25 protein-coding genes and 1 other RNA gene are annotated in these 25944 nt (G+C 62.9%); 8 read left to right on the top strand and 18 right to left on the bottom strand.

Annotated elements, in window-relative coordinates:
• Position 1 precedes the first annotated feature (1 nt).
• From ruvC to ruvB, 3 genes are read left to right on the top strand one after another with little or no spacing between them, the layout of a single operon-like run.
• On the top strand, positions 2 to 544 hold the full coding sequence (gene ruvC / locus NCS67_RS01325; protein ID WP_008351552.1) for a crossover junction endodeoxyribonuclease RuvC: 543 nt from the start codon (positions 2 to 4) through the stop codon (positions 542 to 544).
• Between the two features lie 21 nt (positions 545 to 565).
• Positions 566 to 1147 carry a Holliday junction branch migration protein RuvA gene (ruvA, locus tag NCS67_RS01320; protein WP_008351554.1) on the top strand — a complete coding sequence of 194 codons (582 nt, stop codon included), beginning with the start codon at positions 566 to 568 and terminating at the stop codon, positions 1145 to 1147.
• 56 nt (positions 1148 to 1203) lie between these two features.
• Positions 1204 to 2265, top strand: a complete 1062-nt coding sequence (gene ruvB / locus NCS67_RS01315) for a Holliday junction branch migration DNA helicase RuvB (protein ID WP_008351556.1) — start codon at positions 1204 to 1206, stop codon at positions 2263 to 2265.
• On the opposite strand, the gene NCS67_RS01310 is transcribed toward ruvB, so the two are convergent.
• From NCS67_RS01310 to tyrS, 3 genes are read right to left on the bottom strand one after another with little or no spacing between them, the layout of a single operon-like run.
• Positions 2262 to 2912 carry a histidine phosphatase family protein gene (locus tag NCS67_RS01310; protein WP_250433659.1) on the bottom strand — a complete coding sequence of 217 codons (651 nt, stop codon included), beginning with the start codon at positions 2910 to 2912 and terminating at the stop codon, positions 2262 to 2264. The two genes, ruvB and NCS67_RS01310, sit on opposite strands and share 4 nt — an antisense overlap.
• Positions 2909 to 3352 carry a D-aminoacyl-tRNA deacylase gene (gene dtd / locus NCS67_RS01305; protein ID WP_008351561.1) on the bottom strand — a complete coding sequence of 148 codons (444 nt, stop codon included), beginning with the start codon at positions 3350 to 3352 and terminating at the stop codon, positions 2909 to 2911. Before dtd ends, NCS67_RS01310 begins: the two co-directional genes overlap by 4 nt.
• A 4-nt stretch (positions 3353 to 3356) precedes the next feature.
• A complete protein-coding gene (gene tyrS, locus NCS67_RS01300) occupies positions 3357 to 4595 on the bottom strand; it encodes a tyrosine--tRNA ligase (protein WP_008351563.1) in 1239 nt (412 codons plus the stop codon).
• Positions 4596 to 4908: 313 nt separating this feature from the next.
• Here tyrS and NCS67_RS01295 point away from each other — a divergent pair, with 313 nt between their 5' ends.
• The gene (locus tag NCS67_RS01295) at positions 4909 to 6039 is read left to right on the top strand and encodes an anhydro-N-acetylmuramic acid kinase (RefSeq protein ID WP_409017202.1); all 1131 of its coding nucleotides are present in this window, start codon (positions 4909 to 4911) and stop codon (positions 6037 to 6039) included.
• A 52-nt stretch (positions 6040 to 6091) separates the two neighbouring features.
• On the opposite strand, the gene erpA is transcribed toward NCS67_RS01295, so the two are convergent.
• From erpA to rplM, 3 genes are all read right to left on the bottom strand, one after another.
• Positions 6092 to 6457 carry an iron-sulfur cluster insertion protein ErpA gene (erpA, locus tag NCS67_RS01290; protein ID WP_008351567.1) on the bottom strand — a complete coding sequence of 122 codons (366 nt, stop codon included), beginning with the start codon at positions 6455 to 6457 and terminating at the stop codon, positions 6092 to 6094.
• A gap of 195 nt (positions 6458 to 6652) precedes the next feature.
• The gene (gene rpsI, locus NCS67_RS01285) at positions 6653 to 7045 is read right to left on the bottom strand and encodes a 30S ribosomal protein S9 (protein ID WP_008351569.1); all 393 of its coding nucleotides are present in this window, start codon (positions 7043 to 7045) and stop codon (positions 6653 to 6655) included.
• An 11-nt stretch (positions 7046 to 7056) separates the two neighbouring features.
• Entirely contained in the window at positions 7057 to 7485 is a 429-nt protein-coding gene (rplM, locus tag NCS67_RS01280; protein ID WP_008351572.1) for a 50S ribosomal protein L13, read from the bottom strand.
• A 583-nt stretch (positions 7486 to 8068) separates the two neighbouring features.
• Between rplM and NCS67_RS01275 the strand changes: the two genes are divergently transcribed.
• On the top strand, positions 8069 to 8491 hold the full coding sequence (locus tag NCS67_RS01275; RefSeq protein ID WP_014190403.1) for an OsmC family protein: 423 nt from the start codon (positions 8069 to 8071) through the stop codon (positions 8489 to 8491).
• Between the two features lie 66 nt (positions 8492 to 8557).
• Here the strand turns inward: NCS67_RS01275 and rnpB are convergent.
• From rnpB to pyrC, 3 genes are all read right to left on the bottom strand, one after another.
• An RNA gene (rnpB, locus tag NCS67_RS01270) (RNase P RNA component class A) lies at positions 8558 to 8970 on the bottom strand.
• A 13-nt stretch (positions 8971 to 8983) separates the two neighbouring features.
• A complete protein-coding gene (locus NCS67_RS01265) occupies positions 8984 to 9796 on the bottom strand; it encodes a DUF3025 domain-containing protein (RefSeq protein WP_033536582.1) in 813 nt (270 codons plus the stop codon).
• Between the two features lie 10 nt (positions 9797 to 9806).
• Complete coding sequence (gene pyrC, locus NCS67_RS01260; protein WP_175979792.1) at positions 9807 to 10871, bottom strand: dihydroorotase; 1065 nt, start codon at positions 10869 to 10871, stop codon at positions 9807 to 9809.
• Positions 10872 to 11051: 180 nt separating this feature from the next.
• Here pyrC and NCS67_RS01255 point away from each other — a divergent pair, with 180 nt between their 5' ends.
• The gene (locus tag NCS67_RS01255) at positions 11052 to 11954 is read left to right on the top strand and encodes a class II glutamine amidotransferase (RefSeq protein WP_075583487.1); all 903 of its coding nucleotides are present in this window, start codon (positions 11052 to 11054) and stop codon (positions 11952 to 11954) included.
• 50 nt (positions 11955 to 12004) lie between these two features.
• Here NCS67_RS01255 and NCS67_RS01250 read toward each other — a convergent pair whose 3' ends face one another.
• From NCS67_RS01250 to NCS67_RS01225, 6 genes are all read right to left on the bottom strand, one after another.
• Positions 12005 to 12730 (bottom strand): amino acid ABC transporter ATP-binding protein, encoded by a 726-nt coding sequence (locus NCS67_RS01250; protein WP_033536539.1) that lies wholly within the window; start codon positions 12728 to 12730, stop codon positions 12005 to 12007.
• Positions 12727 to 13404: a glutamate/aspartate ABC transporter permease GltK gene (gene gltK, locus NCS67_RS01245; RefSeq protein ID WP_008351586.1), complete on the bottom strand. Its 678-nt coding sequence runs from the start codon at positions 13402 to 13404 to the stop codon at positions 12727 to 12729. The genes NCS67_RS01250 and gltK overlap by 4 nt, the downstream gene beginning before the upstream one ends.
• Entirely contained in the window at positions 13405 to 14145 is a 741-nt protein-coding gene (locus NCS67_RS01240; protein WP_008351587.1) for an amino acid ABC transporter permease, read from the bottom strand.
• 68 nt (positions 14146 to 14213) lie between these two features.
• Positions 14214 to 15107, bottom strand: coding sequence for a glutamate/aspartate ABC transporter substrate-binding protein (locus tag NCS67_RS01235; protein ID WP_008351588.1), 894 nt, complete (start codon positions 15105 to 15107; stop codon positions 14214 to 14216).
• Between the two features lie 273 nt (positions 15108 to 15380).
• Positions 15381 to 16694: a Glu/Leu/Phe/Val family dehydrogenase gene (locus tag NCS67_RS01230; RefSeq protein WP_008351589.1), complete on the bottom strand. Its 1314-nt coding sequence runs from the start codon at positions 16692 to 16694 to the stop codon at positions 15381 to 15383.
• A gap of 108 nt (positions 16695 to 16802) precedes the next feature.
• Positions 16803 to 17774 carry a LysR substrate-binding domain-containing protein gene (locus NCS67_RS01225; protein ID WP_008351590.1) on the bottom strand — a complete coding sequence of 324 codons (972 nt, stop codon included), beginning with the start codon at positions 17772 to 17774 and terminating at the stop codon, positions 16803 to 16805.
• 275 nt (positions 17775 to 18049) lie between these two features.
• Here NCS67_RS01225 and NCS67_RS01220 point away from each other — a divergent pair, with 275 nt between their 5' ends.
• Positions 18050 to 19438: an MFS transporter gene (locus NCS67_RS01220; protein WP_175979791.1), complete on the top strand. Its 1389-nt coding sequence runs from the start codon at positions 18050 to 18052 to the stop codon at positions 19436 to 19438.
• Positions 19439 to 19448: 10 nt separating this feature from the next.
• Here the strand turns inward: NCS67_RS01220 and NCS67_RS01215 are convergent, their stop codons facing one another.
• Positions 19449 to 21332 carry an ABCB family ABC transporter ATP-binding protein/permease gene (locus NCS67_RS01215; protein ID WP_008351592.1) on the bottom strand — a complete coding sequence of 628 codons (1884 nt, stop codon included), beginning with the start codon at positions 21330 to 21332 and terminating at the stop codon, positions 19449 to 19451.
• Positions 21333 to 21569: 237 nt separating this feature from the next.
• On the opposite strand from NCS67_RS01215, the gene NCS67_RS01210 reads away from it, so the two are divergent.
• The gene (locus NCS67_RS01210; protein WP_008351593.1) at positions 21570 to 21965 is read left to right on the top strand and encodes an acyl-CoA thioesterase; all 396 of its coding nucleotides are present in this window, start codon (positions 21570 to 21572) and stop codon (positions 21963 to 21965) included.
• Between the two features lie 10 nt (positions 21966 to 21975).
• On the opposite strand, the gene NCS67_RS01205 is transcribed toward NCS67_RS01210, so the two are convergent.
• Both NCS67_RS01205 and NCS67_RS01200 read right to left on the bottom strand, forming a co-directional pair.
• The gene (locus NCS67_RS01205) at positions 21976 to 25098 is read right to left on the bottom strand and encodes a sensor domain-containing protein (RefSeq protein ID WP_250433657.1); all 3123 of its coding nucleotides are present in this window, start codon (positions 25096 to 25098) and stop codon (positions 21976 to 21978) included.
• Between the two features lie 176 nt (positions 25099 to 25274).
• The gene (locus NCS67_RS01200) at positions 25275 to 25754 is read right to left on the bottom strand and encodes a nitrate reductase associated protein (protein ID WP_008351596.1); all 480 of its coding nucleotides are present in this window, start codon (positions 25752 to 25754) and stop codon (positions 25275 to 25277) included.
• Positions 25755 to 25944: the final 190 nt, after the last annotated feature.

Here is a 25944-nt window from a genome sequence, read left to right as displayed (position 1 = left end):
AATGAGAATCCTTGGCATCGACCCCGGCCTGCGCGTGACGGGCTTCGGCATCATCGAGAAGACGGGGCACACGCTCAACTACGTGACGAGCGGCGTCATCAAGACGGCCGAGGCGGATCTGCCTTCGCGTCTCAACACCATTTTCAGCGGCATCTCGACGCTCATCGCGCAGCACAATCCGGATCAGGCGGCGATCGAAAAAGTCTTCGTCAACGTGAATCCGCAGTCGACGCTGCTCCTCGGGCAGGCGCGCGGCGCGGCCATCTGCGGGCTCGTCGCGAGCGGCGTGCCGGTTGCCGAATACACGGCGCTGCAACTGAAGCAGGCGGTCGTCGGCTACGGACGCGCGACCAAGGAACAGATGCAGCAGATGGTCGTGCGTCTGCTGTCGCTTTCCGGCGTGCCCGGCACCGACGCCGCCGATGCGCTCGGCATGGCGATCTGTCACGCGCACGGCGGCACCGGCCTCGCGGCCCTGGGCGGCATCGCGCCGGGGCTGGCCAAGAAGGGCTTGCGCGTGCGGCGCGGTCGTCTCATCGGCTAATTTCCTCTACGAATACCAAACATGATCGGTCGCATCGCCGGCGTTCTGCTGGAAAAAAATCCGCCGCATTTGCTCGTCGATTGCAACGGCGTCGGCTACGAAATCGACGTGCCGATGAGCACGTTCTACAACCTGCCGAATGCCGGCGAGAAGGTCGTGCTTCTCACGCAGTTGATCGTGCGCGAGGACGCGCATCTGCTGTACGGTTTTCTCACCGCGCAGGAGCGTTCGACGTTCCGCGAGTTGCTGAAGATCAGCGGGATCGGCGCGCGCATGGCGCTCGCGGTGCTTTCGGGCATGAGCGTGCACGAGCTCTCGCAAACCGTGACGACGCAGGACGCCGCGCGCCTCACGCGCGTGCCGGGCATCGGCAAGAAGACGGCGGAGCGCCTGCTGCTCGAACTGAAAGGCAAGCTCGGCGCGGATCTCGGCGCCATCGCGGGCACGGTTTCGCAGTCCGATCACGCGTCCGACATTCTCAACGCACTGCTCGCGCTCGGCTATTCGGAGAAGGAAGCGCTCGCCGCGGTCAAGAACGTGCCGGCCGGAACGGGCGTGTCCGAGGGCATCAAGCTGGCGTTGAAGGCGCTTTCGAAGGGCTGATTGCCTAGGCCATTCGGCCAGCTTCGTCGCGCAAAAGCTCGCTGTACAATCGAAAAATGATCGAAACCGACAAACTCGCCGCCGAACGCGTCATCTCGGCCTCGCCCGTCTCGCCGAACGAGGAAGCGTTCGAGCGCGCACTGCGTCCGCACAAGCTCGATGAATACATCGGGCAGGAAAAGGCGCGCGGCCAGCTCGAAATCTTCATCGAGGCGGCGAAGCGCCGTTCCGAAGCGCTCGATCACGTGCTGCTGTTCGGGCCGCCGGGTCTCGGCAAGACGACGCTCGCGCACATCATCGCGCGGGAAATGGGCGTGAATCTGCGGCAGACGTCGGGACCGGTGCTCGAGCGCGCGGGCGATCTCGCCGCGCTGCTCACGAATCTCGAAGCGAACGACGTGCTGTTCATCGACGAAATTCATCGGCTTTCGCCGGTCGTCGAGGAAATCCTGTATCCGGCGCTCGAGGATTATCAGATCGACATCATGATCGGCGAAGGGCCGGCCGCACGCAGCGTGAAACTGGATCTGCAGCCGTTCACGCTAGTCGGCGCGACCACGCGCGCGGGCATGCTGACGAACCCGCTGCGCGACCGCTTCGGCATCGTGTCGCGGCTGGAGTTCTATAACGCGAGCGAACTGGCGCGCATCGTGTCGCGATCGGCGTCGTTGTTGAAGGCGGAGATCGTGCCGGAAGGCGCGCTGGAAATCGCAAAGCGCTCGCGCGGCACGCCGCGTATCGCGAATCGGCTGCTGCGCCGCGTGCGCGATTACGCCGAAGTAAAGGCGAACGGCATGATCACCGCCGACGTCGCCGACAAAGCGCTGAAAATGCTCGACGTCGATCCCGTCGGCTTCGATCTGATGGACCGCAAGCTGCTCGAAGCCATCCTGCACAAGTTCGATGGCGGGCCGGTCGGCGTGGATAACCTCGCTGCGGCTATCGGCGAGGAGCGCGACACGATCGAGGACGTGCTGGAGCCGTATCTGATTCAGCAGGGCTTTTTGCAGCGCACGCCACGCGGACGGGTCGCGACGATGCTCACGTATCGGCACTTCGGTCTTGCTGCGCCGGATGCGGGGCCGATTCGGGATCTTTGGGATACGAACAACGGCTAGGCCCGCTTGCGCAGATTGTCGTCGTCCGTGTCCGTCGACAGATGCGCGATATCGCCCCACGACGCGACCTTCGCGCCGCCATCGGCATAGTCCACCACGTTCACGCTGCAATTGAGCAGCGGCCAGTTGCGCGGCTCCTGCAACGGCAGGTTCATCGCGAACCTGTACACACAATCGAGCACGCCGCCATGCGCGACGACCGCGATGCGCCCGCCCGCGTGCGCCGCGACGATCGGTTCAATCGCATGCACGATGCGGTGATAAAACACGCGCTGCGATTCACCGTCGCCGGGTGGCGAGAAGCCGGGGTCGCGCGTCTGCCATTCGATATATTCGGCGGGAAACTTGTCGTTGATCTCGTCGCTGTCGTGGCCTTGGAACGCGCCATAGAAACGCTCGCGCAAGTTCTCCGATAACCGCACGTCGAGCCCGAGCGCATCCGCGAAAGGACGCGCCGTCTGCTGCGCGCGTTGCAGATCGCTCGAATAGACCGCGTCGATGCGCCCGTCGTGCGCCAGACGCCGGCCGAGCTGTTCCGCCTGCAGAAAGCCATGTTCGGACAACGGGATGTCGATATGCCCTTGAATGCGCTTGATGCGGTTCCAGTCGGTTTCGCCGTGTCGAATAAAGAGAACCTGAGTCGTCATGGTCGTACCTGAAGCCAGAAAGTGACTGGCCCGTCGTTCACGAGCGACACCTGCATTTCCGCGCCGAACTCGCCCGTTTCGACGACGGGATGCTTCGCGCGCGCTTGCGTCACGAAATAATCGAAGAGCCGCTTGCCTTCGTCGGGCGGCGCGGCGGGCGTGAAGCTCGGGCGCAAGCCGCTGTTCGTGTCGGCGGCAAGCGTGAACTGCGAGACGAGCAGCAAGCCGCCGGCAACGCCTTGCACCGAGAGATTCATCTTGCCCGCTGCATCGCTGAACACGCGGTAGCCGAGCATCTTCGCGAGCAGCTTGTCGGCGGCGGCTTCGCTGTCGCCGCGCTCGGCGCAGACCAGCGCGAGCAGGCCCGCGTCGATCGCGCCGGTCACGCGCTCGCCCACGCGCACATCGGCGCGCTTCACACGCTGAATGAGCGCGATCATCGGCTTACGCCGTCAGCGTGACGCGCGCGAAGCGGCGCTTGCCCACCTGCACGACGAACTCGCCCGCTTCGACCTTCAGCCCCTTGTCGGAGACCGTCGCGCCGTCGATCTTCACGCCGCCCTGCTCGATGTTGCGCAGCGCTTCGCTCGTCGACGGCACGAGTCCCGCCTGCTTGAGCAGCTGGCCGATCGCGACCGGCGCGCCTGCGAGCGTGACAGTCGGAATGTCGTCGGGCACGCCGCCCTTCGCGCGATGATTGAAGTCTTCGAGCGCCCGCTCGGCATCCGCCGGCGAGTGAAAGCGCGCGACGATTTCCTGCGCCAGCATCACCTTGAAGTCGCGCGGATTGCGGCCGCCTTCGGCTTCGCGCTTGTAGCCTTCGATTTCGCTCATCGGGCGGAATGACAGCAGTTCGAAGTAACGCCACATGAGCACGTCCGAAATGCTCATCAGCTTGCCGAACATCTCGGTCGGCTTCTCGCTGATGCCGACGTAGTTGTTCTTCGACTTCGACATCTTTTCGACGCCGTCGAGACCTTCGAGCAGCGGCATCGTCAGAATGCACTGCTGTTCCTGGCCGTACTGCTTCTGCAACTCGCGGCCGACGAGCAGATTGAACTTCTGGTCCGTGCCGCCGAGTTCGAGATCCGCGTTGAGCGCGACGGAATCGTAGCCCTGCATCAGCGGATAGAGGAATTCGTGGATCGAAATGGGCACGCCGCCCTGGAAGCGCTTCGTGAAGTCCTCGCGCTCAAGAATGCGCGCGACCGTGTAGCGCGATGCGAGCTTGATCATGCCGTCGGCGCCGAGCGGCATCGACCATTCGCTGTTGTAGCGGATTTCGGTCTTTTCGCGATCCAGCACGAGCGCCGCCTGCTCGAAGTACGTCTTCGCGTTCATCTCGATCTGCTCGCGCGTGAGCGGCGGGCGCGTCGCGTTGCGGCCAGACGGATCGCCGATCAGCGACGTGAAATCGCCGATCAGAAAAATGACCTGGTGGCCGAGATCCTGCAACTGGCGCATCTTGTTCAGCACGACCGTATGGCCGATGTGAATGTCGGGCGCGGTCGGATCGAGGCCGAGCTTGATACGCAGCGGCTTGCCCGTCGCGGCGCTTCGCGCGAGCTTCTGCGCGAATTCGTCTTCGATCAGCAGTTCGTCGCAGCCGCGCTTGGCGATGGCGAGCGCGCTTTTGACATCTTCGGTGATCGGGAAGCTGGGCGCGTTGGAATCAGTGGTCATGCTTGCGGCTTGTGAAGTCAAAAGGGTTCGATGACCGGCGATGCGGTGGCGTGGCCTGCGCAGATGCCGCGTCGAGAAGTGGGGCGCGGAAAATGACGAAATCGCGCGCAATTGCTTGTTCAGGCTCACGATTTTACGCGATGACGCGGGCATTCGCGCCCTTTCGTGTCTGATCGCGCGGTTTTGCGCGGCATTCGGCGCTCAGGAGTGTGGAATCGCGTCTTAACGATTCGCCCCGTAACGCGGATAATCGCCGCTGATTGGCAACATCGGCATCGACGAGGAGATCAGCGTGGGAAAGAAAACCGAAGCAATCGAAACCGGCAAGGCGGACGGCGTGTACTTCGGTTTGATGTCCGGAACCAGCATGGACGGCGTCGATGGTGTCGCGGTCCAGTTCGCGACGGGCAAGCCGCCCGTCGTGCTCGGCGAGGCGCATGTCTCCTTTTCCAAAGGCTTGCGCGATGCGCTGTTCGAATTGCAGTCGCCCGGCGACAACGAACTCGAACGCGAAGCGCTCGCCGCGAATGCGCTCGCGACACGCTATGCCGTCTGCTGCCACGAACTGCAGAGCATGAGCGGATGCTCGGCGACGAAGGTGCGCGCGATCGGCGTGCACGGCCAGACGGTGCGGCACCGGCCTGACAAAGGCTACACACGGCAGATCAACAATCCGGCGTTGCTCGCGGAGATGACCAGCATCGACGTGGTCGCCGATTTCCGCAGCCGCGATGTCGCCGCGGGCGGCCAGGGCGCGCCGCTCGTGCCGGCGTTCCACACGACCGTGTTCGGCGAAAAGAACGAGACGCGCGTCGTGTGCAACCTCGGCGGCATCAGCAACATCACGATTCTCGCGGCGAACGGAGACGTGCGCGGCTTCGATTGCGGCCCGGCCAACGCGCTGATCGACGAATGGGCTTTGCGCCACACACAGCGCGCCTATGACGACGGCGGGCAGTTCGCAGCCAAAGGCCGAATCGATCAATCGCTTCTCGACGCGCTACTCGACGAACCGTTTTTCGACCTCGCGCCGCCGAAGAGCACAGGGCGCGATCTGTTCAATCCGGCGTGGATGGACGCGAAGCTCGCAGCCTTCGCGAACCTCGCTCCCGCCGATGTCCAGGCGACGCTCACGGCCCTCACCGCGACGACCGTCGCGCGCGAGATCGCGCGACACGCGCCGGACACGCGCGCCGTGTACGTGTGCGGCGGCGGCGCACGCAATCCTGTGTTGATGAAGATGCTCCAGCAGGCGCTCGAAGGCAGCAAAATCGCAGGCGTTCCCGTGATGACGACCGAGGCGCTCGGCGTGCCGCCGCAACAAGTGGAAGCGCTTGCTTTCGCGTGGCTCGCGATGCGCTGTGTCGCGCGCGAGCCGGGCAATCTGCCCGCGGTGACGGGCGCGGCGGGCGAGCGCGTGCTCGGCGCGATTTATCCGCGTTAACAAAAAACGGAGCCGCTGAGGCTCCGTTTTCTTCAGCGTCAGAAATGCACGCTTAGACCGAGAACGACGAACCGCAACCGCAAGTCGTCGTGGCGTTCGGATTCTTGATGACGAACTGGGCGCCGTTGATGTCGTCCTTATAGTCGATCTCCGCGCCGACGAGATACTGATAGCTCATCGAATCGACGAGCAACTGCACGCCAGCCTTGTCCATGACGGTGTCGTCTTCGTTCACTTCTTCGTCGAACGTGAAACCGTACTGGAAACCCGAGCAGCCGCCGCCTTGCACGAACACGCGCAGCTTCAGATCCGGATTGCCTTCTTCATCGATCAATGACTTGACCTTTTCCGCAGCCGCGTCGGTGAAGACGAACGGCATCGGCATTTCGGTCGTGGGGGTGTCGCTGACAGCGCTCATTCGAATTCTCCAATTAAGCTTCTAGCCGCTATTGTAGGGCTGATCTCAATATCGTGCCGAATGTCCATGGAATCAATGGGCTATATGAAAATTCGACATGGTCCAGCCCAAACGCGCCAAAACGAAAAAAGCCGCCTGCACAGGGCGTGCGGGCGGCTTTTGCAGCTTCGCCGGAACCCGTCCGGCAAGAAGCGCTTAACGCTTCGAGAACTGCTTGCGGCGGCGTGCCTTGTGGAAACCGACCTTCTTACGTTCCACTTCACGCGCGTCACGCGTGACGAAGCCTGCGTTCGACAGTTGCGACTTGAGCGTAGCGTCGTAGTCCATCAGCGCGCGGGTGATGCCGTGGCGAACCGCACCGGCTTGACCCGTCTCGCCGCCGCCGTTCACGTTGACCTTGATGTCGAACGTGGTGGCGTGGTTCGTGAGTTCGAGCGGCTGGCGCACGATCATCAGCGACGTTTCACGCGAGAAGTAGTCGGCGATGGGCTTGCCATTGACGATGATTTCGCCCTTGCCCGACTTGATGAAGACACGAGCGACGGCGCTCTTGCGGCGGCCCGTACCGTAGTTCCAGTTACCGATCATGTGGGCTCCCCTTAGATCTCGAGCGCTTTAGGCTGTTGAGCCGTATGCGGATGCGTTGCTTCGGCGTAGACCTTCAGCTTCTTGATCATCGCGTAGCCGAGCGGACCCTTCGGAAGCATGCCCTTGACAGCCTTCTCGAGCGCGCGGCCCGGGAAACGCTCTTGCATCTTGCCGAACGTCGTTTCGTAGATGCCGCCCGGGTAGCCCGAGTGACGATAGTACTTCTTGTCCGTGGTCTTGTTGCCGGTGACCTTCAACTTGCCGGCATTGACGACGATGATGAAATCACCGGTGTCGACGTGCGGAGTGAATTCAGGCTTGTGCTTGCCGCGAAGACGGCGTGCCACTTCGCTGGCGACACGGCCGAGAACCTTATCCGTCGCGTCAATCACGTACCATTCGCGCGTCACCTCTTCGGCTTTTGCGGAAAACGTCTTCATGATCGATCCAAAAAATTGATCTGCCCTTGAACTGTGTCTTGTTCGGCCCTGCTTATATGAGTGCGCTCAGGTCGAAACCGGGCGCGTGCAGGCTCTCACAAGCCTCTCTCCGCGGGCGTGTGGCGAAGAGAACTTTGAATTATAAAGGGAATTTGGTCGCCGCGTCAAAAGAATGCTTCGACAGGCGCGAGGACGAAAAAAAGCCCGAGCAGCTTGGCTCGGGCTTAATCCACCAAAGGAGGAGGTGGAGGAGACAGAAACGAGTATAGGCACGGTCATGCTGCAAAGCAAGAAGATTTGCATGGTGGAAGATGATTTCATAATCTGGAATGTGAGCACAATGGACATGTCCCCAGAAAGGCCTTTATTTTCAGATGTTTACGGGCCGCGACTGCTTGGACGCCGTCGCGATGAGCCTTTAGAGCCCGTCCTCGACTGGCGCGCTCACGGCCGGCATCAGAATCGCCGCGCCGATTTACGCTTCGTCAACCGGTAGATGCTCGTAAGCAGCGACCGGTGGAAAAATTCCGAACCGCTACAATGTAGCCTCTGTAACGACGCGCTGAGCAGCTGGAGCCTGAGCATGGAATGCAAAGTTAGCTGGATGGGACAAGACGGCATGGCCTTCGCCGCCGAGACGGGAAGCGGCCATCTCGTAAACATGGACGGCGCACCGGAAGGCGGCGGCCGCAATCTCGCACCGCGCCCGATGGAAATGGTGCTGCTCGGCACCGGCGGATGCACCGCCTACGACGTCGTGATGATCCTGAAAAAGAGCCGTCAGGAAATCCAGGGCTGCTCGGTCACGCTGAAGGCCGACCGCGCGAGCGAAGACCCGAAAGTCTTCACGAAGATCCACTTTCACTTCACCGTGACGGGCAAGAACCTGAACCCGGCGACCGTCGAGCGCGCGATCAACCTGTCGCACGACAAATATTGCTCGGCGTCGATCATGCTGGCGAAATCGGCGGAGCTGACGCATTCGTTCGAGATCGTCGAAGCGTAAGTTTCATCGGAAGCAAAAACGAAAAGAGCCGACGTCGCGAGACGCCGGCTCTTCTCTTTTGAATGACGACAAAGCGGGCCGATAAGCCGGATTCTGTGCACGCGCCGCCCGAAAGCGACGCGCGTGGCAATCATTCCTCTAGACGCGTCATTACTGACGCGCTCAAGCTTCCTACCCGCAGACGAACGGGGGCCCCGTCCTGCATCGCGAAGATGCGCGCCTGCCTATTTGGAATTGCTCCGGGTGGAGGTTACCGTGCCGGAACGTCTCGCGACGTCCGCGGTGCGCTCTTACCGCACCGTTTCACCCTTACCTGATCTCCGGACTTGCGCCCGGAGCCATCGGCGGTTTGCTTTCTGTTGCCCTGTTCCGCGTGTCGCCACGGATGGCCGTTAGCCATCACCCTGCCCTGTGGAGTCCGGACTTTCCTCGCCCTCTTCGGCTTTCACCTCGGAGGCCGCGATTGCCTGGCCCGCTTTGCAACTCGTCATTTTAGCATCCGCGCGATCGGCGGCCCGGTCGAAAGACGGAAACGTCGTCGTAGAAATCGGGCGATGCATTCGCGTCCCACCAGCCCGGCACGCCCAGCACCGGCAGCGGCGCGAACGCGCGGCTGTCGATCGGCGCGGCGTTCAGCCGTTCGGACACGCATCCGTCGATGAACGCGCGGCGCGCGGCATCGTCGAGCGAAAAATAGTCGGCGGGAACATCGACGATCCACGCGTGTCCCGTACACGCCTTGTACGGCGCGACGAGCTTTTCCAGCAACGCGTGCCCGAAAATGCGCGCCTCGCAGCGCGTGCCCCACGCCGCGCGCTCGCCGACGAAGAGCGTGCGCCAGCCGAAACCGCGCAGCGCGCGTCCAAGCGATGCATCGGCGCAGGCGAAGAACACCGCGTTTTCATCGAAGAGCGTTAGCGCGTCGCGCACGCCGCCGCGCGTCGGTCCGATGCCGAGCGTATCGATCTGCTCGGCCTGCCGCGCGTTGAGCGCCGCCTTGATGCGCGGATACGCGAACCACATCGAGGCGTTGAAGAAATCGTGGAGATTGTGGCGCGTCGGCACGCAGCCGGTCTGCGCGATGTGACCTTCGTACGACGCACCCGAAGGCAGCGCTTCCTGCGCGATGAATGCAAGCGGCTTGCCGCGGCCCGTGACCTGCGCGGCGGCCGTGGCGTCGTCGTTCAATGTCGCGAGATAGTTGTCGTAACCCGCGAGCGCCGCCGTCTGCCAGCGCCTGCCGCGCGCTTCGATGGACGCGAGCCAAGGCCGCGCCCAGTCGATATCGGCGAAACCCGCGCTCACGTCGGCGTGCTTACTGCGCGTCCACGAAACGCCAGCCGATCGATTCGCCGCCACGCAGCGGCACGACGGTCGAATCGCCGGCGGTGAATTCGGCGGGCAACGTCCACGAACCGCGCTCGATCGTCACCGATTCCTTGCTGCGCGGCAGACCGTAGAAGTCCGCGCCGTGGAAGCTCGCGAAGCCTTCGAGCTTGTCGAGCGCGCCGGCTTTGTCGAAGGTTTCCGCATAGAGTTCGAGCGCGTGCAGCGCCGTGTAGCAACCCGCGCAACCGCACGCGTGCTCCTTCAAGCCCTTCGGATGCGGCGCGCTGTCCGTGCCGAGGAAAAAGCGCGGATTGCCCGACGTCGCCGCTTCGACGAGCGCCACGCGATGCGTCTCGCGCTTCAGCACCGGCAGGCAGTAGTAATGCGGACGCATGCCGCCGACCAGCATGATGTTGCGGTTGTACAGCAGGTGATGCGCGGTGATCGTCGCGCCGATCTCGCCGTCCGCGTCGCGCACGTAATCGGCGGCGTCCTTCGTCGTGATGTGCTCGAACACGACTTTCAGCGCGGGAAAATCGCGGCGCAGCGGCGTCATCACGCGGTCGATGAACACTTTCTCGCGATCGAACACGTCGATGTCGCTATCGGTCACTTCGCCGTGAGTCAGCAAGGGCATGCCGACTTCCTGCATCGCTTCGAGCGTTTTCGCACATTTGCCGAGCAGATCCGTCACGCCTGCGTCGGAATTGGTCGTCGCGCCCGCCGGATACAGCTTCACGCCATGCACGAAGCCGCTTTCCTTCGCGCGGCGGATTTCGTCGGGCGGCGTGTTGTCGGTGAGATAGAGCGTCATCAACGGCTCGAAGCGCGCGCCCTTCGGAAGCGCCGCCAGAATGCGCTCGCGATAGGCCGCGGCCATTTCCGTCGTCGTCACGGGCGGCTTCAGATTCGGCATGATGATTGCGCGGCCGAACTGGCGCGCCGTGTGCGGCAGGACGGCCGCGAGCGTCGCGCCGTCGCGCACGTGCAGATGCCAGTCGTCGGGACGCGCGATCGTGAGCGAATTGGGCGAGGATGAAGTAGCGGACATGGCGAGATGACGGGGAACGTTGGAATGGCGCAAGTCCACGCAAGGACCGGAAAAAATCGCCGTGGAATTTCCACAACGCGCGCATCGACGAGCGTTTGCGCGTTTTTTTCGATTCGGTCTCGGTGATATGCTTGTCGGACGTATTGTAACAACAGGCCAAAAGCCGACCGCCTCAGCATCATGTGCCAACTTCTCGGAATGAACTGCGCCGAACCGACCGACGTGACGTTCTCGTTCACCGGCTTCGCGGCGCGCGGCGGCGTCACCGATCATCATGCCGACGGCTGGGGCATCGCGTTTTTCGAGGACAAGGCCTGCCGGCTTTTCATCGATCATCAGTCGTCCGCCAGTTCGCCGCTCGCGGACATGGTGAAGCGCTATCCGATCAAGTCGAAGAACACGATCGCGCATATCCGCAAGGCGACGCAGGGGCATATCCTGCTCGAGAACTGCCATCCGTTCATGCGCGAACTGTGGGGCCGGCACTGGATCTTCGCGCACAACGGCGACCTCAAAGGCCACGCACCCGAACTCACCGGCGTATATCAGCCGGTCGGCACGACGGACAGCGAGCTTGCCTTCTGCGCGCTCCTGCAAGGCTTGCGGCGCGCGTTTCCGTGCTCGCAGCCGCCGCTCGACGAACTCTTCGACGCGCTCGCCGAACTTACCCGCGACATCACGCAATACGGCGTCTTCAACTTTCTGATGTCGAACGGGCAGGCGCTCTTCTCGCACTGCTCGACGCATTTGTACTACCTGGTGCGTAGCTGGCCGTTCTCGACCGCGCATCTGATCGATGCCGACATGTCGATCGATTTCGCCAAGTACACGACGCCGGAAGACCGCGTCGCCGTGATCGCGACGTCGCCGCTCACCGACAACGAAATCTGGACGCGCTTCGCCCCCGGCGATCTCGCGATGTTCCAGTGCGGCGATCTCGCCCGCGCGACGAATATTCCGGTGCCGGAGGAAGTGGCGAGGAAAGCGGCCGAACCGCTCGCGAAGGCGTGCATCGGATCCGCGCTGAAGATCGACGAGATACGGACGACAGCGGCGATGGAATCGGAACTCGGGATCGAATAAAAAACGGCGCTTCTTTTCGGAAGCGCCGTTTTGCTTTGCCGAGCCGAGACTCAGTGCAGGATCTTCGCGAGGAAATCCTTCGCACGATCCGACTTCGGATTCGCGAAGAACGCTTCCTTCTGATCGTCCTCGACGATGAGCCCGCGATCCATGAAGATCACGCGATTCGCCACCTTCTTCGCAAAGCCCATTTCGTGCGTCACGCACATCATGGTCATGCCTTCCTGCGCGAGTTCGACCATCACGTCGAGCACTTCGTTGATCATCTCCGGATCGAGCGCGGACGTCGGCTCGTCGAAGAGCATCGCGATCGGGTCCATCGACAGCGCGCGCGCAATCGCCACGCGCTGCTGCTGACCGCCGGACAACTGGCCCGGAAACTTGTCCGCATGCGCGCGCAGGCCGACGCGATCCAGCAGCTTCATGCCCTTCTGCGTGGCTTCGTCGCTCGAACGGCCGAGCACCTTGATCTGCGCGAGCGTCAGGTTCTGCGTGATCGTCAGATGCGGAAACAGCTCGAAGTGCTGGAACACCATGCCGACCTTCGAACGCAGCTTCGACAGATTCGTCTTCTTGTCCGTCAGCGACTGGCCGTTGATCGTAATTTCGCCCTTCTGGAACGGCTCCAGGCCGTTCACGGTCTTGATGAGCGTCGACTTGCCCGAACCCGACGGGCCGCACACCACGACGACCTCGCCCTTCTTCACTTCGGTCGTGCAGTCGGTGAGCACCTGGAACTGCCCGTACCACTTGGAAACATTCTTGATAGAGATCATCTTGCGACCTTTTTCTGAAGACTTTTGACGAGCGCCGACGCCACCACGCAAATCACGAAATAGCACGCGCCCGCGAACAGAACCATTTCGACGGACGTGCCGTCTCGATCCCCGATGTTCGTCGCCGTGCGGAAGAAGTCCGCGAGACTGATGACGTAGACGAGCGACGTATCCTGAAACAGGACGATCGCCTGCGTGAGCAAGAGCGGCACCATCGCGCGGAAGGCCTGCGGCAGCACGACGAGCTTCATCGCCTGGCCGTAGGTCATGCCGAGCGCGAACGCCGCGTTCACCTGACCGCGCGGCACCGCTTGAATGCCGGCGCGGATGATTTCCGAATAGTACGCGGCTTCGAACAGCGAGAACGCGACCATCGCCGAGGCAAGACGGATGTCGATGTCGGCCGACAGTCCGAGCACGTTTTGCAACAGCTGCGGCACGATCAGGAAGAACCACAGCAGCACCATCACGAGCGGAATCGAGCGGAACAGCGTGACGTACGCGCTCGCGAACCATTGCAGCGGCTTCACGCCCGAAAGGCGGAACAGCGCGAGAATCGTGCCCCAGATGATGCCGACCACGATGGCGAGCACGGTGATCTGCAGCGTGATCTTCGCGCCCGTCATCAGCGTGGGCCACGACGCGAGCACACCGCTCCAGTTGAACTGATGCATTTATTTGCCTCCGATGTAGCCAGGCAACCGCGTCTTCGCCTCGACCCAGCGCATCAGTTGCATCACGACGAGGTTGATGAGCATGTAGGCGATCGTCACCGCGATGAACGATTCATACGTCTGCGCCGTGTAATCGACGAGCTGGCGCGCCTGAGCGGACAGATCCAGCAGACCGATGGTCGACGCGACCGCCGAGTTCTTGAACACGTTGAGGAACTCGGACGTGAGCGGCGGCACGATGATGCGGTACGCGACCGGCATCAGCACGTAGCGATACGTCTGCCATTGCGTGAAGCCCATCGCGAGACCCGCGTTGCGCTGTCCGCGCGGCAGCGCGTTGATGCCCGAGCGCACCTGCTCGCACACGCGTGCGCCAGTGAAAAGCCCGAGACAGATGATCGACGACGAAAAGAACTGCGCGGTGGGCGGCAGTTGCTTGAACCAGTTGCCGATGGAAGGCGGCAGCAATTCCGGTATCACGAGATACCAGACGAAGAACTGCACGATCAGCGGAATGTTGCGGAAGATCGCGACGTAGACGGTGCCGATGCCCGCCAGCGTGCGATTCGGGACCGTGCGCAAGATGCCGAACAACGAGCCGACCACGAGCGCGATCACCCAGGCCGCGAGCGACACGGTGATCGTCACCCAGAAGCCGGAAATCAGCCAGCCGAGATAGGTGGTGGGCTCGCCGGTCGAAACCGGACTCAGCAGGATGCCCCAGTTCCAGTGATAAGACATGGACTCACTCCAAAAAGAAACGGAAGAAGCAAGCTCCTTCCGTTTCGTCTGTTCGATTACCGAACCGGTTAGTCGATTGCCTTGTCATTCGGGCTCTTGTAGAGAGCCTTCATGTCTTCACTTTCGGGGAAGTTGAGGTTGAGACCCTTCGGCGGAATCGGGCTTTCGAACCACTTCTTGTAGATCTTGTCGGCTTCGCCCGAGGTTTCGACCTTGGCGATCGCGTCGTCGACGACCTTCTTGAACTCCGGATCGTTCTTGCGGATCATGCAGCCGTACGCTTCATGCGATTGCGGCGCACCGACGATCACGAAATCGTTCGGGTTGTTCGACTTCGCGCGCTCGCCCGCGAGCAGCGCATCGTCCATCATGAACGCGACGGCGCGGCCGGTCGACAGCGTCAGGAACGACTCGCCGTGATCCTTCGCGCTGATGATGTTCATGCCCATGTTCTTGTCCTGATTCATCTTGCGAAGCAGGCGCTCGGACGTGGTGCCGGCGGTCGTCACGACGGTCTTGCCCTTCAGGTCGGCCCAGTCCTTCACGCCCGAATCCTTCTTGGTCATGAGGCGCGTGCCGATCACGAAGATCGTGTTCGAGAAGGAAACTTGCTGCTGACGCTCGGCGTTGTTCGTCGTCGAGCCGCACTCGATATCGACGGTGCCGTTCTGCACGAGCGGAATGCGGTTCTGCGAAGTGATCGGCGTGAGCTTCACCTTCAGGTCGGACATGCCGAGCTTCTGCTTGACCGCGTCCACGACCTTCAGCGCGAACTCATGCGAGTAGCCGACGACTTGCTGCTTGTCGTCATAGTAGGAAAACGGAATGGACGATTCGCGATGCCCCAGCGAGATCACGCCCGTGTCCTTGATTTTCTTCAGCGTGCCGGCGTCTTGAGCGTATGCGCCGGTGGCGAGAAACCCGAGCGCGGCGACGAGCAGCGCAGCCTTTTTAACCTTCATGTGTTCGATCTCCTGTGGCGAAAAACCGGGGCAAGTTTAGCAGGGTAATTATTCTGAAAGAATGATTGTTAACCCACGACCGTCTTATTTCTGAGACGCTGTCGCCGTAAGGGTGCAACCCGGTGCGACCGCGCATATTACTGGCGTTTTTGTGACCATGCTTGACCGAATGCAGCGAGTCGGCCGACTTGTCGCTTTCATGCAAATGCGGGCGGCATTCCGAATGAAATGCCGCCCGCAATCAATTAAAGGGCACGACCGCCTGACACCGAATCAGGGATACAGCCCGCGCATCTCGCGCGCCTGCAGAATGCGCGTACACGCGACGATGAACGCCGCCGTGCGCACCGATACCTTGTGCTCGCTCGCGACCTGCCACACGCCCGCGAACGCTTCGCGCATCACGCGCTCGAGACGCTGATTGATCTCGTCCTCGGTCCAGAAGAAGCTCGAGAAGTCCTGCACCCATTCGAAGTACGACACGGTCACGCCGCCCGCATTCGCGATCACGTCCGGGATCACGAGGATACCCTTGTCGTTGAGGATGTCGTCGGCCGCGGTCGTGGTCGGGCCGTTCGCGCCTTCGACGACGATCTTCGTGCGGATCTTCGACGCGTTCTTCTCGGTGATCTGGTTTTCCAGCGCGGCCGGAATGAGGATGTCGCTTTCGATCATCCAGAATTCTTCCGCCTGTACCGGATCCGCGCCCGCGAAGCCGCCCACGCCGCCGTTCTTCGCGACGTGATCGAGCAGCGCGACGGTATCGATGCCCTTCGAGTTATGAATCGTTCCCGTGTGATCCTGCACGGCGATGACCTTCGCGCCCGCTTCCTGGAACAGCTTGGCCGCGATGCCGCCGACGTTGCCGAAGCCCTGCACCGCGATGCGCGCGCCTTCGATCTCCATGCCGATGCGCCGCGCCGCTTCCGTGCCGACGACGAACACGCCGCGCCCCGTCGCTTCCTTGCGGCCGAGCGAACCGCCGAGCGAAATCGGCTTGCCGGTCACGACGCCGGTTGCCGTCTGGCCTTGGTTCATGGAGTAGGTGTCCATCATCCACGCCATGATCTGCTCGTTCGTGTTCACGTCCGGCGCGGGAATGTCCGTGTTCGGCCCGATGATGATGCCGATCTCGCTCGTATAGCGACGCGTCACGCGTTCCAGTTCGCCACGCGACAGCGTGCGCGGATCGACACGAATGCCGCCCTTCGCGCCGCCGTACGGCACGTTTACCGCCGCGTTCTTCACCGACATCCACGCGGACAGCGCCATCACTTCGGAGAGCGTCACGTCCTGGTGGTAACGCACGCCACCCTTGCCGGGACCGCGCGACGTGTTGTGCTGCACGCGATAACCCTCGAAATGCGCGACGGTGCCGTTATCCAGCTCGATCGGGCAATCGACGACGAGAATGCGCTTCGGGCGCTTGAGGGTTTCGAGCCAGCGGGAGAGAGAACCGAGATACGGGGCAACGCGATCGACCTGTTGCAGATAGTTTCCCCAGGGACCGAGATCATCGGCATGGAGATACGACGGGATAGCGTGTTTTGCGTCCGGCGCTTGCACAGGTTGCTTCGAGGCAGACATTGATGCTCCAGCGGTGAAGGAATTCGCTCATTGTCGAAAAACGTCGTTTCCAAATCCAATGCCGTTTCCTTATCCCGTCATGCAAAACTTGCATAACGTCGCGGAGCCTTATGCCGCGGGCTTCTCAGGCTGCGCCTTCAGCAATTCCTCACCGACCGCGTCCCATAGCGCGCGCATCAATGCCTGTCGCGGCTCTTCGCCCTGCGCTGCGAGCTTGTCGCGATAAAGGCGGATTTCCATCGTCAGCGTGAACTGGCCGGCGGGCGTGCCGCGCGTGCCGCGATCGAGGCGCACGAGCCGCCCTTCTTCCACTGCATCCTCGACAGCGCTGTGCGGCAGGAACGCGACGCCATGACCGGCGAGCGCCATCGCTTTCAGACCTTCGGCCATGTCGGTTTCATAGACCTTGTCGAGATAGAGGCGCGTCGGCGCGGTCGCGATGATGACTTCCGTCATGCGCCCGAGGTACGCATTAGGCGTGTACGACAGATACGGCACCGGCGATTCGGCCGTCGCGGGCAGCGTGAAGCGCGCGCGTCCGCCTTTGGTCACGGCGGAAAACGGGCTGATCGGTTCGGCGCCGAGCGTGAGCATGTCGTAGCGCGCGGGATCGAGCGCAACCGGATGACTCGGATGGTGATAGCCCATCACGAGATCGACACCGCCTTCGACGAGCGACAGCACCGCATCGTGCACATTGAGCGCGCGCAGCCGCGTGCGGATGCGTCCGAGCCGCGCCTCGATGTGTTCGAGCCAGCGCGGAAAATACGTGAGCGAAAGCGTGTGCGGCACGGCGAATTCGATGGTCGCCGACGGCACGCCGCCTTGTCCGCGCAACAGCGTGCGCGCTTCGTGGAACTGCGAGAGCATCGCGAGCGCCTGCTCGTAGAACACGTTGCCGGCTTGCGTGAGGCGCGTCGGATACACCGACCGGTCGATGAGTTCCGTGCCGAGCCACGCTTCGAGCGCCTGAATGCGTCGCGAGAACGCGGGCTGCGTGATGTGCCGAAGCTCGGCGGATCGACTGAAGCTGCGCGTCTCCGCGAGCGACACGAAGTCTTCCAGCCATTTCAGTTCCATGCGTTTCTCGGGCGCGCGCGGCGCTTCCTTGGCAAAGAACGCATTCTAGCGGGCGCATGAGCCGTGCGAAGGCGCGGCGCACCATTCGCATGCGGTCACGCACGGACGCGGTGCTGTCGGTTTGCGGGACGCGGAACCTCACGCGTGCTCTGATCCCTCGCCGACCCTTGCGCTACCCGGCGCATCGGTAAATATGCATTCCATTGGCATGATGCTTGCAATTTTCGGGGCCGTCGCGTGCTCATTCGGCAGTACGCGCATATACGGAACCCGCAATGTCCAATCTGATCGCATCGCTCAAGAGCGGCAACTGGCGCTCGCTCCTCGCCTGCTTCCTCTACTTCGATACGGGCTTTACCGTCTGGGTACTGTATGGGCCGCTCGCGCCGTTCATCGGACGCGACGTGACGATGTCCGCCGCGCAGCAAGGCTTTCTCGTCGCGGTGCCGGTGCTGGCCGCCGCCATTCTGCGCGTGACGCTCGGCAACCTCTATCAATCGACCGATGGACGGCGCGTCGCGCTGATGGGCGTCCTGCTCTCGTCGATTCCGTCGATCGTGCTGCCGCTCATGCCCGGCGTGCCGTCGTATGCGGTGTTGCTTGTGCTCGGCGTGTTCCTCGGCATGGGCGGCGCGAGCTTCGCCGTCGCGTTGCCGATGGCTGGCAGCAACTATCCGCCGAAGGTGCAGGGCCTCGTGCTCGGACTCGCCGCGGCAGGCAACATCGGCGCGGTGCTCGACGGCTTCCTGTTCCCGCATCTCGCCGATGCCTTCGGCTGGCAGATGTCGACCGCCGCCGCGCTGCCGCTGCTCGCGATTACGGGCGTCGCGCTCTTCGCATGGGCGTCCGACGCCGGCGTGAAAACCGGCAGCACGATGCGCGCGCTGTCGAGCTTCGCGGTGACGCTCGTGAGCCTGATCGTGCTGGTGCTCGCGGTCAACGCGGGCGTGTTCGGCGGCGGCAAGGCGGGCGTGCTGCTCTTGCCGGTGATCGGCGCGCTCATTGCGATCGCGGTGCTGCCGCGGCATTATCGGTCGGTGCTCGGCGAGCGCGATACGTGGGTCATCATGCTCATTTACAGCATCACGTTCGGCGGTTTCGTCGGCATGTCGTCGTATGTGACGCTGCTGCTTACCTCGCTTTATCAGATGCCGAAGCTCGAAGCCGGCCTCTTCATGTCGCTGCTCGCGTTTCTCGGCGCGATCGTGCGTCCGTTCGGCGGTTATGTCGCCGATCGCGTGACCGGCGTGCGTGCGCTGCTCGTGCTGCTCGCGGCCATCGCCATCGGCGACTTCGCGTTCGCGATCTGGATGCCGCCGGTCGCGGGCGGTCTCGCGATTCTCATCTGCCTGTATATCGCGTTCGGCCTGGGCAACGGCTCGACGTTCCAGCTCGTCCCGCATCGCTGGAAGGGCAAGACGGGATTGCTGTCGGGAATCGTCGGCGCAGCGGGCGGTATCGGCGGGTTCTATCTGCCGGTCATCATGGGCATCGCGAAGGAAAGCACGGGCAGCTATCAAATGGGCTTCGCCACGTTCGGCGTGCTCGCAACGTGCGCGTTCGGCGCGCTCTTCGTACTGCGCGGTCAGTGGCTGCGCTGGTCGTCGACGGCTTCGCAATCGCACGATGGCGTCGCCATCGGCGGCGCGCACGCGATGGAGTGAGGACAGCGCGTCATTCGCCCAGTGTCGCCAGCGCCGCCTCTCCTTCGCCGGAGCTGGCGGCGCGCTGTTGCTGAAGCGCCCACATCTGGGCGAACAGCCCGCCCGCACGCAGCAACTCCGCATGCGTGCCGCGCTCGACGATGCGCCCGTGATCCATCACGATGATCTGCTGCGCATGCACGACCGTCGATAGCCGATGCGCGATGATGAGGGTCGTCCGCTCGCGCGCGATCGAGTCGAGTTCGTGCTGAATCGCGCGCTCGGACTTCGAATCGAGCGCGGACGTGGCTTCGTCGAAGATCAAAATCGGCGGATTCTTGAGCAGCGTGCGCGCGATCGCGACGCGCTGCTTCTCGCCACCCGACAGCTTCAATCCACGCTCGCCGACGGCCGTGTCATAGCCCGCCGGCAACGCCTCGATGAAATCGTGAATATGCGCCGCGCGCGCCGCCGCGATCACTTCGTCGCGGCTCGCCGAAGGACGCCCGTACGCGATGTTGTAATAGATCGAATCGTTGAAGAGCACGGTGTCCTGCGGCACGATGCCGATCGCCGCGCGCAACGAATCCTGTGTGACGTCGCGAATGTCCTGCCCGTCGATGCGAATGCTGCCGCCCTGCGCGCGATCGAGATCGTAGAAGCGAAAGAGCAGCCGGCCGAGCGTCGATTTGCCCGAGCCGCTGTGTCCGACGACCGCCGTCGTCGTGCCCGCGGGAATCGTGAAATCGACGCCATGCAGGATCGGCCGCGCCTTCTCATACGCGAAGCTCACGTTCTCGAAGCGCACTTCGCCGCCGCGCACGGCAAGCGCGGGCGCGTTCGGCGCATCGGGCACTTCGCGGCCCGCGCCGAGCAGCGTGAACATGCGATCCATGTCGGTCAGCGCCTGCTTGAGTTCGCGATACACGACGCCGAGAAAATTCAGCGGAATGTACAACTGCAGCATGAAGGTGTTGATGAGCACGAGATCGCCGAGCGTCAGACGCCCCGCCATCACGCCCTGCGTCGCGCGCCAGAGGATGAAAACGAGCCCCACGCCGATGATCGTCTGCTGCCCGAAGTTCAGCATCGACAGCGAGCGCTGCGACTTGATCGCGGCCGCGCGATAGCGCTGAAGATTTTCATCGTAACGGCGCGTTTCCCACTCTTCGTTGCCGAAGTATTTCACGGTCTCGTAGTTGAGCAGCGAATCGATCGCGCGCGAATTCGCTTTCGAATCGAGATCGTTCATCGTGCGGCGAAAGTGCGTGCGCCACTCCGTCACCTTCACCGTGAACACGATATACGTGACGAGCGCGATGAACGTGACGATCGCGTAATACGCCTCGTACTTCGTCACGAAGAACGCGAGCACGAGCCCGACCTCGACGAGCGTCGGCAGAATGCTGTAGAGCGAATACGAAACGAGCTGCTGGATGCCGCGCGTGCCGCGTTCGATATCGCGCGACATGCCGCCCGTCTGTCGCTCCAGATGAAAGCGCAGCGACAGCGAATGCAGATGCCGGAACACTTGCAGCGCGAGTTGCCGCACGGCGCTTTCCGTGACCTTGGCGAAGAGCAGTTCGCGCAACTCGGTGAAGAGCGACGTAGAAAGCCGCGCGGCCGCATACGCGACGACGAGCAGCCCGATTCCGCCGATCAGCACGATGCCCGGCGAATCGTTCGCGCGTCCGAGCGCGGTGAGATGCTGCACGGAAGCGAGGCCGTCGACGATGCGCTTCATCACGATCGGCACGCCGAGGTTCGCGACCTTCGCGCCGATGAGGCACGTCAGCGCGAACGCGACGCGCCATTTGTACGTCGTGAGATAAGGCAGCAGCGAGCGGATCGTCTGCCAGTCGTTGCGCGGGCCTTGCTGCGCGGGCCCGGGCTCTGCGTTCGGGAAGCGGCGCATGAGTTCGTATCGTTCGAGCGCGTCGCGCGAATGGAGTCGGGCGCGGCGTGGGGAAGGTTTTTATCGTCGAAACGGGCGCAACTTCGTCTGGATGCTTTCCCGTACAATTTGCTGCAAGCCCTGGCGCGACGTCGCGCGCAATCGGGCTCATTCATAAATAGGCATTGTCGCAGAAGGTTCAAGAGGCCGCTCACGCGCGCCAGCCTTCGCGCCGCCTTGCAAACCGGAACGCCTCCCATGACCGACCATCCCAATCTTCCTGAGAAACACGTCGCGCTGCGCGTCGTGCCGCAGCCCGCCGACGCCAACGTCCACGGCGACGTCTTCGGCGGATGGATCATGGCGCAGGTCGATATCGCCGGCTCCATTCCGGCGAGCCGCCGCGCGAACGGCCGCGTCGCGACCGTCGCCGTGAATTCGTTCCTGTTCAAGCACCCGGTTTTCGTCGGCGATCTGCTGAGCTTTTACGCCGACATCGTCAAGACGGGCAACACGTCCATCACGGTGTCGGTCGAAGTCTGGGCGCAGCGCATGAGCCTCGCCGAAGAAGTCGTCAAGGTGACGGAAGCGACGCTCACCTACGTCGCGACTGACCGCGATCGCCGCCCGCGCGTGCTGCCGTCGCTGGACTGATAAAAATCGATTAGTGGGGCAGCACGCCCTGCTGCAAAAGGCCCGGAATCGCCTCGTGCGGCATCGGGCGCGAGAAAAGGTAGCCCTGCATTTCGTCGCAATCGCGCTCGCGCAGGAAATCGTGCTGCGCGTGCGTTTCGACGCCCTCCGCGATCACCTGCATCTCGAGCGAATGCGCGAGCGCGATGATCGCCGACGTGATGGTTTCATCGTCGCCCGACGAGCCGATATCCGCGACGAACGAGCGATCGATCTTCAGCCGATGCACCGGAAAGCGCTTGAGATACGACAGGCTCGAATAGCCGGTGCCGAAGTCGTCGATTGCAATACCGATGCCGAGCGCCGATAGCTCCGAGAGCATCGTGATCGCTTCCTCGGCGTTGCGCATGATCGCGCTTTCGGTGAGTTCGAGTTCGAGATAGCGCGGCGCAAGGCCCGTCTCTTCGAGCACAGAAGTCACGAGCCGGGCGATGTCGCGCTGCTGGAAATGCCGCGCCGACAAGTTCACCGACACGCGCGCCGGCGGCAGCCCCGCATCCTGCCACGCCTTGTTCTGCCGGCACGCTTCGCGCAGCACCCATTCGGAAAGCGGTCCGATCAGCCCGCTCTCCTCCGCCACCGGAATGAACGACGCCGGCGACACGAGCCCTTGCTCGGGGTCGTGCCAGCGCACGAGCGCTTCGATGCCGACGATCTGACGCGTCGACATGTCGACCTGCGGCTGATAGTGCAGCAGGAATTCGCCGTCGCGCAGCGCGCGCCGCAAGCGCCGTTCGAGATTCATGCGCGCGCCGACGCTCGCGTTCATCTCCGGCTGATAAAACTGATAGTTGTTGCGGCCCATGTCCTTCGCGCGATACATCGCGAGGTCGGCCTTCTTCATCACGGTTTCGGCGTCGTCGCCGTCTTGCGGATAAAGACTCGCGCCCATGCTGCAGCCGACATACAGCTCGGTGTCGTCGATCCACACCGGTTCGGAGATCGCCGCGCGCGTGCGCTCCATCCACACGATGAGACCGGCTTCGTCGGTGATGTCCGGCAGCACGACGACGAACTCGTCGCCGCCGTGACGCGCGACCGTATCGCTCGTACGCGCCGAGCGCGCGAGCCGCTCCGCGATCACCGCAAGCAGACGGTCGCCGACGCTGTGGCCGAGACTGTCGTTGACGTTCTTGAAGCCGTCGAGATCCATGAACACGACTGCGATCTTCGCATCGCGCCGCCGCGCCGTTTCTATCGCGTGCTGCAGGCGATCTTTCAGCAGATTGCGATTCGGCAGGCGCGTGAGCGTGTCGTAATTCGCCTGATATTCGAGCTCTTCCTGATAGCGCATCAGATCGGTCACGTCGTTGATGATGCCGATGTGATGCGTGGTCATGCCCTGCGCGTTCGGCACCGGCGCGACGAAGAGCTGGTTCCAGAAGAGCGCGCCGTCCTTGCGATAGTTGCGCACGACGACGCTCGCTTCCATGTTCGCATCGAGGGCGCGGCGGATCGACGTTAGCCCTTCCTGATCTCCGTCCGGGCCGTGCAAAAAGCGGCAATCCTGGCCGATGACCTCGCTCGGGTCATAACCCGTGATGCGCTTGAACGCCGGATTCGCATACTCGATCACGTTCGCGCCATCGACGACGCCGGTGATCAGAATCGCGTTCACGCTCGCGTCCAGCGCGCGGCTTTGCAGACGCAGCGCGAGTTCGGCGCGCTTGTGATCGGTGACGTCGTGATACGAACCGAGCACGCCGATGGTCTGCCCTTCGCCGTCGAGCAACGGCAGCTTGCTCGAAACGACGGTGCGCAACTGGTCGCCCATCACGATGTCGCGCTCGTGATGCATCTTCGGCACGGTCGTGACGATGACCTCTTCGTCGTCCGCGCGCACGAGATCCGCGAGCGCGCTCCACGGCAAGTCGAAATCCGTCTTGCCGATGACCTGCTCGTTGTACGCGAGACCCGCATCGCGCGCGAACGCATTGTTGCAGCCGAGATAGCGCAGTTCGCGGTCCTTCCAGAACACGCGCTGCGGAATGTTGTCGATGACCGCTTCGAGCATCTCGTTCGAGCGGCGCGCTTCGGCTTCCGCGTTGATGCGGTCGGTCACGTCGTTCGCCAGCATGAAGATGCCCGGCCGGCTCGAGTAGATGAGCGAGTGATGCGACACGTCCGCGCCCACGATCGATCCGTCCTTGCAGCGATAGCGCCAGACGCCCGCCGAACCTCGTCCCGACTGAGCGCGCTCGCCCCGCTCGCCGCCTTCGCCGCCGCTGCGCGCAAGACGCGCGGCGAAGCTGTCGAAGTCGTCCGCATGATGCAGATCGCGCAGCGTCATGTTCATGAACTCCGGCTCGTTGAAGCCGAAGTGTTCGATCGCGGCCTGATTCACGGCAACGAAGCGCATCGTCTCGCTATCGACGATCCACATCGGCACCGGATGCGCCTCGAACATGCCGCGAAAGCGCTCGTTGCTGCGCTGGCGCGCGCGCCCCGCGCCGAGCTTCTCGCGCGATTGCCGCTCGCGACTCGCGAAGAGCCAGATCAGCACGGCGCTGCCCGCGAGCATCGTGAAGACGAGCAGCAGCATGGCGCCGCTCGACGCCCGCGCGGACTGATCGAGCGCGCCGATCGTCGCGTTGTCGATGCGCGAGCGCACCGCCGCGAGCTCGTCGTCGACGCCTTGCTGATCCTCGCCGAGCGTAACGAACGCCGCATCGGCCCATGCACGGGACGCGTCGGGGCTCGCCTTCCTCGCGCGCTCGAAGGCGACGTCGGCGTCGTGCCGCATGACGGCGGCGCGGGCGGCGAGCGCATCGAATGCGCCCATCATGCCGGGCTCCATCTCGAACTGCGCGCGCAGGCCGCTTTCGAGCGCGTCGAGATGCGCCACGCGTTCCTGATGGCCCGCTGCGGTTTCCGCGATGCCGGTCGCTTCGAAGCGGCTCAGTTGCGTCAGCGATTCGCCGAGCGTGCTGCGATAGTTCGCGAGGTCGCGCAGCAGGCTCATCGAGCGCAAGGTGCGCGCGTCGCTTTCACGCAGACCGCCGATCCGCTCGCAGGCGACGAACGCGTTGGCGCCGAGCGCGGCCAGCACGACGGCAATGTTGACGAGCAAACCTCTGGAGAGGAATCGAGTCATGAAGAGCGGGCTAATCCCTTTGATGCGCGCACATCGAACGCAATGCGCGGCGTGGCGAACGGCTCCACGCCCGATTAATGGATAACGTCCATTAACGGCGCCTCTCGCCCGACATTTAGGGCTCACCCGCAAATAATCTGATTAAAGCGGCTGCTTAACGTTTGCGAGCCGCGTGCTCACTCCGTGAGACCGAACTCTTTCATCGCGGGCAGGAAATCGTGATTGACCTTGTCCGTGTTGCGCGAGAGTTTCGCGAGCGCGTAACGCTGGAAACGATCGAGTTGGCCCCAGCGATCGAGACTCGGCGCGCTGATCCCGGAGAGGCTGCTTTGACGGATCACGGTTTCCGGCACGGCATCGGCGTGCATCCACACCGGATCGGGGTCGCGTTCGATCTTTTCGGGCGCGGCATTGGCGTGCGTCTTCAGCATCTCTTCAAGCGCGAGGTCGAAGTTCTTCTCGAGCTCGGCCTCTTCTTCGATCGGAAAGCGCGCCAGCAACGCGCGATCTTCGTAAGGAAGCTGCTGCCATTGGTCAAGCGAGATGCGCATGCCGAAGCGGTCGAGATTGAAGCGCACGGCAAGCGGAATGAAGCGCAGATTGTCAGAGGATTCGACTTCGAATCCGAAGAGACGCGCGGCGTCGTAAAGTCCCATAGCGAAGCCTCGTTGGATTGAAGCGGGCGGCGCGGCGCGCGATGCCCGCTTAAGTTATTGTAGGGCCTTGGATCTGGCTGGAACCATTGCAATCTAGCCGCTGTTCGCGTCGCGATGCGTGCGGACAGCAACTTTTGGCAGCAAGTCACATACCCGACTTTACTCGAAGTGAGCGGTCAGGAGCATTGAA

Source organism: Caballeronia sp. ATUFL_F2_KS9A (genome assembly GCF_023630765.1).
GTDB lineage: Bacteria > Pseudomonadota > Gammaproteobacteria > Burkholderiales > Burkholderiaceae > Caballeronia > Caballeronia zhejiangensis.
The sequence above is the reverse complement of the archived record's forward strand: the minus strand, read 5'-3'. Positions and strand labels throughout refer to the sequence as shown.